Raw genomic sequence first — 10866 nt, forward strand, 5'->3', positions numbered from 1 at the left:
GCTACAGTGCCTGCGGCCTCTGGGGTTTCACGGAATCGAGATAGAGGTCTTCCACTTTGGGAGGAGCATCATGGGAATGAAGCGTTTCGCTTCCGCGGCGCTGTTGCTGTGGAGTGCGGCCCCGGCGATGGCGGCACCGCAGGAGACGGCCGTCACGCAGCAGGCCACGGACCGCGAGCAGTGGATCACCCTCGGCGAGGACACGCTGTTGCCGGTGTTGACGGCGCTGCGCGGGGCGGGCTGGCAGCAGCCGGGCCCGGTGCAGACGAAGAACGGCGTGGCGACGCTGCTGGTGAAGGAGTCGCTGCTGCCGGTGGTCGCCAAGGTGATGCACGACAAGTACAACCGGTGCGCGGGTTTCATCGCCCACGAGTCGGAGCAGGAGGCGACGCTGGCGATGGAGACGGCGGGGACGCCGGTGCCGTCCCGGGCCCAGGTCACCTATTCCATCGACAACGGGGTGACGGTGTACCCGCTGCTCGGCGAGCTGCAGGAGCTGAACATCCGCAACACCATCACCACGATGTCCAACTACAACAACCGGTACTACACGGCGCAGACGGGCGTGGAATCCGCCAACTGGCTGAAGTCGCACTGGGAGAGCCTGGCAGCGGGGCGGCCGGATGTGAACGTGGCCACGTTCACGCACCCGGGGTGGCCCCAGCCGTCGGTCATCCTGACGATGACGGGCACCACGCTGCCCAACGAGGTGGTGGTGCTGGGCGGGCACCTGGACTCGATCAACGGCAGCAACCCGACGACGGGCCGGGCTCCGGGCTCGGACGATGACGCGTCGGGGATTGCGTCGCTCACGGAGGTCATCCGCGCGGCGATGGCCATGGGCTACCGGCCGGCGCGCACGGTGAAGTTCATGGGCTACGCGGCCGAGGAGGTGGGGCTGAAGGGCTCGAAGGAAGTCGCCGAGTGGCACAAGAACAACGCGGTGAACGTGGTGGGCGTGCTGCAGTTGGACATGACGAACTACCACGGCTCGACCGTGGACATCGGCCTGCTGACGGACAACGTGAACGCGGCGCAGAACACGTTCCTCACCAACATCATCGACACGTACCAGATTGGGAGGTGGCAGAACACGCAGTGTGGGTACGGATGCTCGGACCACGTGTCGTGGACGAACAACGGGTATCCGTCCTCGCTGCCGTTCGAGTCGCTGATGTCGGATGACAACCCGGCCATTCACACGACGAGCGACACGCTGGCGCAGAGCGGAGGGACGGCGGACCACGCGCTGAAGTTCTCGAAGATCGCGGCGGGCTTCATGGCGGAGCTGGCCAAGGGGATGCTGGCGGGCGGTGCGAGCGACACGACTCCGCCGATGGCGGCGCTGATGGCGCCGTCGAATGGGTCCACGGTGACAGGGACGACGACGATTACCGCGGGAGCCTCGGACGACGTGGCGGTGAGCCGGGTGGAGTTCTGGGTGGACGGGGCGCTGAAGGGCTCGGACACGACGGCGCCGTACAGCTACGCGTGGAACACGTCAGCGACGGCGAACGGGAGCCGGACGCTGCGGGTGAAGGCGTACGACGCGGCGGGGAACGTGGGGACGAGCACGGGGTTGACGGTGATGGTGAACAACGTGAGCACGCTGGCGGTGTACGACGCGGAGCTGATGGCGCCGAAGTGCGGCACGGTGAACAGCGTGTGTGACTCGGGTCCGTCGCTGCTGAACGGGCGCGCGAACCTGGGACCGGAGCTGAGCAAGCCGAACACGCTGGGGGGGACGTGCGCGGATGGAGCTGCGGGCGTGTACCACGGTGACGAGTCGGTGGATCGGCTGAAGGTGTCGACAACGGACGGGACGCCGTTCGCGGCGGGAAAGACGGTGCGCATCGAGGCCACGGTGTGGGCCTACTCCGTGTACGCGTCGGACAAATTGGACCTGTACTACACGGCGAACGCGAACAACCCGAGCTGGACGTTCCTGGGGACGCTGTCGCCGACGAAGGCGGGCTCGCAGGTGCTGTCGGCGACGTACACGCTGCCGGCGGGAGCGCAGCAGGCGGTGCGAGCGAACTTCCGCTACGGCGGCAGCGCGAACGTGTGCGCGGCGGGCTCGTACACGGACCACGATGACCTGGTGTTCTCGGTGACGCCGTAGCGCGAGGTTCCGAGCGGTGAAGACCGGTGGGCCTGGGACGTGTTCCCGGGCCCACTGTGTTTGTGGAGCGATCGAGGCATGAACTCCTGGTCTTGGATCCTGCTGATGAGCCTCTGTCTTGGAGGTTGCGTCGACTGCCAACGGTTTCTGGCCTGAGGCCATCTACACTTGGAACGGAGTGCGGCTGTCATGCCCCGGCATCTGACACGCGCAGAGGAAGACCGGTTCATGGCGTGGGCGCGTGAGCGAGATCGCCTCATCCTTGTGCTTCAGAAAGCATCCATCCCGGAGAAGGTCCAAGCGTACAAGCGCCTGGAAAGACAAATTCTCAAGGAGGCGCGAACCCCTTACGAGAAGCGGGAGATGAAGAGACGCATCACCGAGGACCTGCTCATGGCGACCATGGCAGGTCCCTGGAGGGGGTTCTCTCCATACCTGCGGCGGATGGAACGGCTCGGCTACTCCTCAATGGATTGCCGTTTGCTCGTCTGTTCCTGGGCAGCGCAGGCTTCTAAAGGATCTTCTGCGGGGCTGCGTAAAGCTGCTGCGCTCATTGCTGACTTCGAACGGCGAGCCCGTGGTCAGAAATTGCGGCCGGAGCTGCGCGAGCAGAGCAACGTCATTCTGGAGCGGGCCCGAAGATCTGCGGGTCTTGGGTCCGGGAAGAGCACGACCGAGAAGAGTACCTCACCGGAATAGAACCCGGTGGGCAAGCATCGGCCAGAGGCATCGCAGGAGAACAGCCGTGCCATGCTTCTGGGAGTTGCCTGCGCCAACCCCGAGGGAACTGTCGCTGCTCTGCACCGTCACAGGATCACATTTTGGCAGCCCGATATTGAACTCGGAAACGCTCCGTATCCGGCCTCAGATCAGCGCGTAGGCGCCGCGGAGGGTTCTTCCCCACCCCTCGAAGGCGTCGCCATTCCGAGTGCCATCCTTCTTACGGCCGTAGTGATCAACGTACCCGTTCGAGGCATACACGGCGTGCTTGGAGGAGGCAGCGACCACCGCCTTGTAGTTGTCCAGGTCACGCGGGTTGATCTTCCGCATGTGGTTCTTGAGCCCCAGCCAGCGGGCACCCTCGAGATAGCTCTCACCGTCGTTCAAGCTCTGGCACGCCCTCTCGAAGGACATGTTCTTGCGGCCATCGTTCCCTTCGAGCTGGGCGCGGTTGGCCATCGCCGCGTACATCAGGTTCGCCTGGCGCAGGAGCGAGGGATCCTTCCCGGAGAAGCGGGAGAGACGGCTGGCGGTGGACAGCTCCGCATCGCTGACCCGCACTTTCACCCCGTCGCGCATGGTGACGTCGTACCCATTCCCGCTGCGCGTCACGCTCTTGAAGACCTGGTCCGGCCCGAACCTCGTCATCGCAGCCTTGATGGCGGCAACGCTGACGCAGTTGCCCGTTCCCCCTTGCTTGAACCCCGAAAAGTAGGCGTCGGGGTTCGTCACACGGCTGCCCTGCGAGGCGGGCACCTCCGGTTGGGACGGCCGCCCAGAGGGCTTGGAGGTGACTCGAGACGGCGCAGGAGCAGGGCGATTGACGAGGAACATGGGGGGCTTTGCGCACCGGCCAAAGAGACCCGTAGTGGCCGTCCTGCGTACATTCTCGGAGGAACTGGAGAAATGTTTCGTGCCTTTCTACGGAGGAGATTGCCGAAGGCGAACTCGAACGGCTGCATGCATACTTGCCCTCGAGGAGGCGGTTTCAGGGCGATGGAGGAGCAGGATGATGCTGCGGGTGTCTGTAGCGCTGATGCTCCTGCTGGCAACAGGGTGTGGCAGCTCGCGCGTGGTGCGGCTGGAGACAGAGCCGGGACGAACTTTGGAGTACGCACCGGCCTCCTGGAACCGCTCCGTGGAGGTGGACCGTCACGCCTTCGAGGAAGCTCTGACGCAGCTGGTGCTGACAGAGCCCTTCACCCTGCGTCCCGCGCATTCAAGGGAGCTGGTACGCACCTCCTTCTGGAGTTCCCCCGAGGCTCCCCGCTGGCAAGACCTGGCGCACAAGAGTCTCGGCGGTCTGTGCCAGCCAGGACAGCCCAAGGAACACTGCCTCTCGGTGCTCGATGACGTCTTGCGCTGGAGCGAGATGGAAAAGCTGGCCATGGCCCTGGGCCTGTCGTTCGATCCCTTGCGAGACAGCATCGCCGCAGCCGTCCAGAACACGCTGGCCCCAGAACTCTGAATGAAGAATGGGAAGCCTCCGATCGGCCCGGACGGCCACCCCATGGAACTCCATCACAAGGTGCCGCTGGCGGAAGGCGGGACCAACTCGTTCGAGAACCTCGCCATCAAGACGCGAACCGAGCACCGCCTCGGACCCAACTACAAGCAGAACCATCCGAACTTGCCATGACGTTCGACGAACTTGCCCGGAGGCTTGAGCTGTCACCCGCGAAGACCCTGGGTTCAGGAGCGAGCGAGCCCACCATCGTTGCCGCCAGTGCTCGGCTGAGTGTGAGCCTGAACGGCGGCTATCGGTGCTTCTTGCAGCGCTTCGGCTGGGGAGGTGTCGGCTCCTTCGAACTCTACGGGCTGGGCTCGGATGTTCCGCCGTACTTGGATCTGGTCTCTGTCACAGAGAGCGAGAGAACGGAGATGCATCCAGCCCTTCCTCCCTATCTCATCCCGCTCATGAATGATGGGGGTGGCAATCTCTACTGTCTGGACTCGAGAAGAGAGGGTGAGCCGCCTGTCGTCTTCTGGAATCATTCGGACAGCGCATCGCAAGAACCTGAGCGAGTGGCTGCGGATTTCCTCTCTTGGATGGCAGAACAGGTTGAGCGCCCTGACTGATGGCTAAAGCACGCATGACCACAGAGACCCTGGAAGCACGGGCCCGCAAGCAGGGCTCCCCCCTCATCGACGGCGACACCGCCACCTTCGTGTGGCTCGGGCGCAGGCCCGTCTCTGTCACCGGTGACTTCCAGGACTGGACCGGCGAGCCGCTCCCCCTGGAGCAGGTGTCTCCCGGGGTATGGGCTCGGACCCTCACCCTGCCTCGCGATGCCTATATCGAGTATGCGCTCCTGGACTCGCGCGGCCGCCGCGTGAAGGACCCCCACAACCGCCACCGCGCTCCCAACGGCATGGGGGCCTTCAACCACTTCTTCTCCATGCCCGAGCACAGCCCCACCGAGCTGGCTCGCCCCTCCTCTGACCGGCTCCCCCAAGGCCGCGTCACCCGCCACACCGTTCAGACCTCCGAGTTCGCTGTCGGCCCGTCGCGCGAGGTCTTCCTCTATGCCCCCCCCGTCCCGGGGCCCTATCCACTCGTGGCCGTCCTCGACGGCACCGACTACCTGCGCCGCGCCCACCTCGTCCCCCTCGTCGACAACCTCATCCGCCAGCAGCGCATCCGCCCCATCGCCCTCGCCATGGCCGCCAACGGCGGCTCCTCCCGCACCGTCGAATACTCCTGCAACGACGCCACCCTGGGCTTCCTCCTCCACCAGGTGCTCCCGCTCGCCAGGAAGAAGCTCCCGCTCATCGACGAGACCACCCAGCCCGGCATCCACGGCGTGCTCGGCGCCTCCCTCGGAGGCCTCATGGCCCTCTACCTGGGCCTGCGCGCACCCCACGTCTTCGGGCGCGTGCTCAGCCAGTCCGGCGCCTTCGCCATCCCCGACCATGGAGACATGGCCGTGTTCGACCTGGCCCGCGCCTCGAAAAGCCGCCCCCTCTCCGTCTGGATGGACTGCGGCATCTTCGAGCGCCTCACCGATGGCAACCGGCGCATGCTCCCCGTCCTCAAGAAGGCCGGCCACCGCGTCCTCTACCGGGAGTACTCCGCCGGTCACAACTACCCCGCATGGAGAGATGACGTCTGGCGTGGCCTCGAGTGGCTCTACCGCCCCAGGGTCCGCAGGTCGAAAGGCCCCTCCCTGTAACCCCCAGAGCGTGTACGCTGCGGGTGCGTCCCGGGAGTCCCGATGGAACTGTCACCCTCGATGGTCGTCGAGGTCGCGAGCAACAGCGCCGCTGGCTTCGGCCTCCGCCTCGCCGCTCGCCTCATCGACCTGCTGTTCGGCGTCCTGCTCGTCTTCCTCGGCGGCGCGGCGGGCGCCCGGCTCCTCGGCGTGCTGGCCGAGCAGGGCCTCGTCCACGGCGACTGGGGCGCCGCCGCCCGTCTGCTCACCCCCGCCGGAATCGCGTGGGCCCTGCTGGGCGCCCTCCTCTACTCCATCACCTCCGAGGCCGTGGGCGGCGCCACCCTGGGCAAGGTCCTCCTCCGGCTGCGCGTCACCTCCGAGGACCTCACGCCCTCCACCTTCCAGGGAGCGCTCCTGCGCAACGCGGGGCTCGTCGTCGACGCGCTCGGTGTACCCGCTTACCGGGCCATGTCCCGCTCGCTCATGAGCCAGCGCCTTGGCGACCAGTGGGGCCACACCGTCGTGCTCCTCGCCAGCGCTGTCCCTCCGGACTCGCGCAAGAGCCTCGGCCTCCTCCTGCTGGGCCTCTTCAGTGGCAGCGTGCTCTGGGGCCTCTGCACCGCCCTCTCCGTGGTGCTCCGCGCCCTGTAGCCACCCCCTCCCCGCCCCGGCGCGCTCAGCTCCGGTGCAGGCCCAGCCACGCCGACACCAGCCCCACCACCACCGCCAGCCCCACGTTCGTCCAGCCGAGCACCAAGCCAGCCCGCGCCCACTCGCGCCCCGCTCGCGGCGTGTCTCCCCGCTCGATGCTCCGCAGCTCCGCGTAGGCCAGCACCAGCCCCAGCAGCCCCGGCACGAACGCCAGGCACAGCCCCGCGCCCCCGAGGACTCCCGAGGCCACGGCCCTCCGCGAGGCCGACCCCAGCCGTGCATGCTCCTCGCACGTCCGGCACCACCCGTGCGCTCCGGACAGGGCCAGGCACGACACACAGCTGAGCGCGGCACAGCGGCGGCACGGCGCCACCGCCCCCTGCTCGGGGTGCAAGTGGCACGGGGCCGGCGGCGGCTTCACCGGGGCTTCACGCATGGGCAGGCCTTCCCACACCGCCCAGCGTAGCTCCAAGGCTCCATTCCGTGCATGTCCCCGCCAGGAATGCTACTTGAGAGGTAGTCCTGCTCTTCGCGAAGAGCTTCGGCCTGAGGTCACGCATGTCGGATGCACTCATCGTGCTGGTGACGGGAGCAACAGCGGGGATTGGATTGCAGACGGCCACCGACCTGGCACGGCTGGGCGTCCAGGTCATCGTGCACGGCCGCAGCCAGGAGAAGGTCGACCAGGCCCGCCGCGCCATCGAGCAGGAGGGGGGCAGTACCTCTGGGGTGGTGTTCGAGCTGTCCTCGCTGGCGAGCATCCGCCGGGGCGCCGAGGACCTCGCGCGCCGCTTCCCCCGCCTGGACGTGCTGGTGAACAACGCGGGCGTCTTCATGAACGAGCGCGAGCTCTCGGAGGACGGCTTCGAGATGACCTTCCACGTCAACCACCTGGCGCCCTTCCTGTTGACGAACCTGCTGCTGCAGGGGCCGCTGAAGGGGCCTGGCGCCCGCATCGTCAACGTGAGCTCCATCGCCCACAGCCGGGGCCGGATGCGTTTCGAGGACCTCCAGCTCACGCGCGGCTTCCAGGGCTACGCGGCCTATGCGCAGTCGAAGCTGGCCAACATCCTCTTCACCTTCGAGCTCGCCGAGCGCCTCCCCGCCGAGCAAGTCACCGCGAACTGCCTCCACCCAGGCGTGGTGAGCACCAAGCTGCTCGTCGAGGGCTTTGGCATGGAGGGCAGTGACACGGTGGAGGAGGGCGCGGAGACCTCGGTGTTCCTCGCCACCTCCGAGGACGTCACGGGCGTAACGGGCCGCTACTTCGCCCGCAAGCGCGAGGTGAACCCCGCGCCCCAGGCGCTCGACGTGTCCGCGCGCAAGCAGCTCTGGGAGATCAGCGAGAAGCTGAGCGGGCTGCGCTGAACCCCGCCCACCCAGCTCCCCACCGCCCTGCCCCAAACTAGAGCGTGCCGCCGTCCTTCGGCTGCTTCGCCTGCGCCCACGCCGCGCACGGGGCCCGCGCCGGCTCCAGCTCCTTCTCCGTGCGCTGCGCGATGAGCGGGCACACATCCGCCTCGCTCCAGAGGCTGGCATCGTCGTGCTCGCGGTCGTAGTGCACGGCCTGGAGCCCCTTGCCGTCGAGCACGAGCAGCTCGTCGTTCCCGTCCCCGTCGAGGTCCAGCTCGGCCTGCGCCAGCTTCTGGCCCATGCGCTCCAGCGCCACCGCCTGGCGGCGTGCGCCCTGGCGCTGGTAGTCCCAACCTCCCGAGACCTTGATGACCTCGAGCCACGCCTTGGAGCTCACGTTGGAGGTGCCCGGCGAGGTAGGTGAGTCATCCTCTCCCGCGAGCACCCACACGTCGGGGCTGAACATGCGCACCGCGCGGTAGCGGTCGTGGCGGCTGCCCACGAGGTTCACCCGCGACAGCGAGCCCTGGTTGAGCCGAAGCACCCAGACCGAGTCCCCCTGGCTCATGCGGCACACCTGCGTGGTGTCATCCTTCGGGCCCGCCAGCGCGAGCGGCGTGCACGAGAACGTCACCTCCGCCTTCGTGCAGGCATTGGCCTCGTCCGAGGGCTCCTCCGGCTCCGGCAGCGCCGTCACGGCGGTGTTCAGCTCCCAGTCGTCCAGCGCCGAGGCCACCTGTTCCAGGTCCTTCTCCTTCACGCCGTCCATGAAGAGGCGCTCCGGGGCGATGTCTCCCCGCTCCTCCTGGGCCTTCTGCAGCCAGGGCTGCAGCGCCTGGGGCACCTTCGCGGACGCGAGGCGCTCCTTCAGGACGGCCGGGTCTCCCCGCCAGCTCTGAGCAAGGGTGCCTCGCGCCAGCCCGAGATCGCGATCCACCGCCTCCCGGGACTTCTCCACCTCGCTCACGCGCTTGCGCAGCCAGTCCACGTCCTGGGACAGCGCACGGTTCTTCGCCTCCTGCTCGCGCTGGGCGCTCTTCACCGCCTCCACGCGCTTGCGGAGCTCCTCGTCCTGCTCTCCGGAGTTGCACCCCGCGAGCACGAGCCCCATCACCAGCGACAGACCGAACCGCTTCATGGCGTCACCTCCCCCGCGTCCACTGCGGAGCCCGCATCCGCCGTGGCCTCCGGGGTCGCCGTGGCCTCCGGGGTCGCCGTGGCTCCCGCGGCTGGCTCAGCCGGAGCTTCCGCGACAGGCTCGGGGCAGGCCTTCAGGTACGCCTCCGGGAAGCGCTTCGGCTCGGCGCGCAGGGCCGTGCAGACGGTCGAGGCATCCAGCTGCTTCACCGGCTCCGAGCCCTGCGTGGCCGAGAAGGCATAGGCCACCACCTTGCCCCCCTTCAGCCCCACGAGCGTGGGCTCGCTCTTCCCCGGCAGCGGCACCAGGGACGGCTTCTGGCCCGCACTCACCACCTCGTCCAGCTCGCCCACCGGCTCGAGCGTCCCCAGCAGCTCGCTGGAAGGCGGCGAGAGCTTCTTCCAGACTGTCACGAGCGCCGGGTGCCGCAGCACCAGCGTGCTCTTCTCCTCTGTCAGCACCTGCTGCGAGGGGCCCAGCGCGCGCACCACCCGCGACACCACGAAGATGCCCGGAGCGGGCGTCGCCTCCAGGTTCGCCGTCACCGTGGTGGACACTGGATCCGGAGGCGCTGCAGGGTCCACCTCCGCCGTCTCCTCCTCTTCCTCACTCGGCTCACAGGTGGCCAGACACTCCTGATAGGCCACCTCCTGCCGGGCCTCCTCGGCGCGCTCACTCGCGGCCTGTGCCTCCGCCTCCGCCTCCGCCGCGGCCAGGCGTGCCTGCCTCACCTCGGGCGGCTCGTCGCTCTCGTCGTCCTCCGTCTCCTCCGAGTCGTCATGATCGTGCCCGTACCCGTCGTCCGGCTGGCACGCGCACGGATCCTCGTAGCGGTTGAAACGGACCTCGCAGTCGTGGATGCACGCGCTGCGCGACGTCGTAGCCGTGCACGCGACGAGCGGCTCCACATTGGGCGGGTTGTAGAGCGAGGGCTCCGGCTTGGGGTAGTCGCTCACATAAAGGCGGCCCTGGTGAACGAAGGCCACGCGCACCACGTCCAGCGCGGTGGGCAGTCCCAGCTCGGCATAGGGTGAGTCCACGCTCGTGCCGGGCGCCGGGTGCTCAATCGTCGAGGTGCAGAAGGCCGCCGGAGGCAGGCCCTCTCCCGTGGCCGCCAGCGAGGCGCAGCCCCAGTTCGGTGAAGAGGTGGTGTTCTTCTCCACGTCCGCGCAGGCGTCCTCGTAGGGGGCCACGTCACATGGGCCGCACCCACCCTCGCCCGCCCCCTCCTCGTCCCCCTGAGCAACACACGGGCGCTCATCCGCCAGGACCCTGGCGGCCAGCCCCACGACGCCCTTCGGCTCCTTCTGACGCACTGCTTCCGCCAGCTGGAAGCCCTCGCGCGCGGCGTTCATCTCCCACGTCATCGCGAGCCCATTGCCCTCCTCGGCCCCGAGGTACGCGGCCGCCGCCAGCGTGCCGTGGTAGGCCGCTCGGACCTCGCCCAGGCGAGCCTGCGCCTCCGTCAGCTTCGTGGTGATCAGCTGCTTCTCTCGCGCCATGTCCTCGCCGAAGGTCTTGGCCTCGGCCAGCTTCTTCTCGGCGGTGGCGAGCTCCTGCGCCTGCTTCTCGCGCTCCTGGCTGTTGCCACAAGCAGCGAGCACGAGCAGCACGGCGGCGGCTCCTGCGACTCCTGGACGGCCCATGTGGTGGACACTCCCTCCCATCCCCCAGCATGGCCCATCCCTGGGGTTCCTGTCAGTGCCAGCCCTCGCTCCCAGTGAAGG

At 67.9% G+C, this 10866-nt stretch carries 12 protein-coding genes; 8 read left to right on the forward strand and 4 right to left on the reverse strand.

The annotated features are described in order from the left end of the window. The first annotated feature begins 76 nt into the window (after positions 1-76). Positions 77-2122 carry a M20/M25/M40 family metallo-hydrolase gene (locus tag DB31_RS17040; RefSeq protein ID WP_338034302.1) on the forward strand — a complete coding sequence of 682 codons (2046 nt, stop codon included), beginning with the start codon at positions 77-79 and terminating at the stop codon, positions 2120-2122. A gap of 228 nt (positions 2123-2350) precedes the next feature. After that, positions 2351-2821, forward strand: coding sequence for a hypothetical protein (locus DB31_RS44870; RefSeq protein WP_052420029.1), 471 nt, complete (start codon positions 2351-2353; stop codon positions 2819-2821). A gap of 165 nt (positions 2822-2986) precedes the next feature. On the opposite strand, the gene DB31_RS17050 is transcribed toward DB31_RS44870, so the two are convergent. Continuing rightward, positions 2987-3676 (reverse strand): hypothetical protein, encoded by a 690-nt coding sequence (locus DB31_RS17050; protein ID WP_044188793.1) that lies wholly within the window; start codon positions 3674-3676, stop codon positions 2987-2989. Positions 3677-3851: 175 nt separating this feature from the next. Between DB31_RS17050 and DB31_RS17055 the strand changes: the two genes are divergently transcribed. The 5 genes from DB31_RS17055 to DB31_RS17070 are packed head-to-tail and all read left to right on the forward strand — an operon-like array spanning position 3852 to position 6648. Continuing rightward, entirely contained in the window at positions 3852-4310 is a 459-nt protein-coding gene (locus tag DB31_RS17055; RefSeq protein WP_044189941.1) for a hypothetical protein, read from the forward strand. After that, complete coding sequence (locus tag DB31_RS48855) at positions 4311-4481, forward strand: HNH endonuclease signature motif containing protein (protein ID WP_157232022.1); 171 nt, start codon at positions 4311-4313, stop codon at positions 4479-4481. After that, positions 4478-4921, forward strand: a complete 444-nt coding sequence (locus tag DB31_RS17060; RefSeq protein ID WP_052420030.1) for an SMI1/KNR4 family protein — start codon at positions 4478-4480, stop codon at positions 4919-4921. The genes DB31_RS48855 and DB31_RS17060 overlap by 4 nt, the downstream gene beginning before the upstream one ends. A 14-nt stretch (positions 4922-4935) precedes the next feature. After that, positions 4936-6015, forward strand: a complete 1080-nt coding sequence (locus DB31_RS17065) for an alpha/beta hydrolase-fold protein (protein WP_044188796.1) — start codon at positions 4936-4938, stop codon at positions 6013-6015. A 42-nt stretch (positions 6016-6057) separates the two neighbouring features. Beyond that, entirely contained in the window at positions 6058-6648 is a 591-nt protein-coding gene (locus tag DB31_RS17070) for an RDD family protein (protein ID WP_044188797.1), read from the forward strand. A gap of 25 nt (positions 6649-6673) precedes the next feature. Here the strand turns inward: DB31_RS17070 and DB31_RS51260 are convergent, their stop codons facing one another. Beyond that, positions 6674-7084: a DUF4190 domain-containing protein gene (locus tag DB31_RS51260; RefSeq protein ID WP_157232023.1), complete on the reverse strand. Its 411-nt coding sequence runs from the start codon at positions 7082-7084 to the stop codon at positions 6674-6676. A 122-nt stretch (positions 7085-7206) separates the two neighbouring features. Here DB31_RS51260 and DB31_RS17080 point away from each other — a divergent pair, with 122 nt between their 5' ends. Continuing rightward, positions 7207-8016, forward strand: a complete 810-nt coding sequence (locus DB31_RS17080; RefSeq protein ID WP_044188800.1) for an SDR family oxidoreductase — start codon at positions 7207-7209, stop codon at positions 8014-8016. Positions 8017-8053: 37 nt separating this feature from the next. On the opposite strand, the gene DB31_RS17085 is transcribed toward DB31_RS17080, so the two are convergent. Both DB31_RS17085 and DB31_RS17090 read right to left on the reverse strand, forming a co-directional pair. Continuing rightward, the gene (locus tag DB31_RS17085; protein ID WP_044188804.1) at positions 8054-9139 is read right to left on the reverse strand and encodes a hypothetical protein; all 1086 of its coding nucleotides are present in this window, start codon (positions 9137-9139) and stop codon (positions 8054-8056) included. Beyond that, entirely contained in the window at positions 9136-10785 is a 1650-nt protein-coding gene (locus DB31_RS17090; RefSeq protein ID WP_044188806.1) for a hypothetical protein, read from the reverse strand. The genes DB31_RS17085 and DB31_RS17090 overlap by 4 nt, the downstream gene beginning before the upstream one ends. Between the last annotated feature and the right edge of the window lie 81 nt (positions 10786-10866).

The organism is Hyalangium minutum, assembly GCF_000737315.1.
Classification (GTDB): Bacteria; Myxococcota; Myxococcia; order Myxococcales; family Myxococcaceae; genus Hyalangium; species Hyalangium minutum.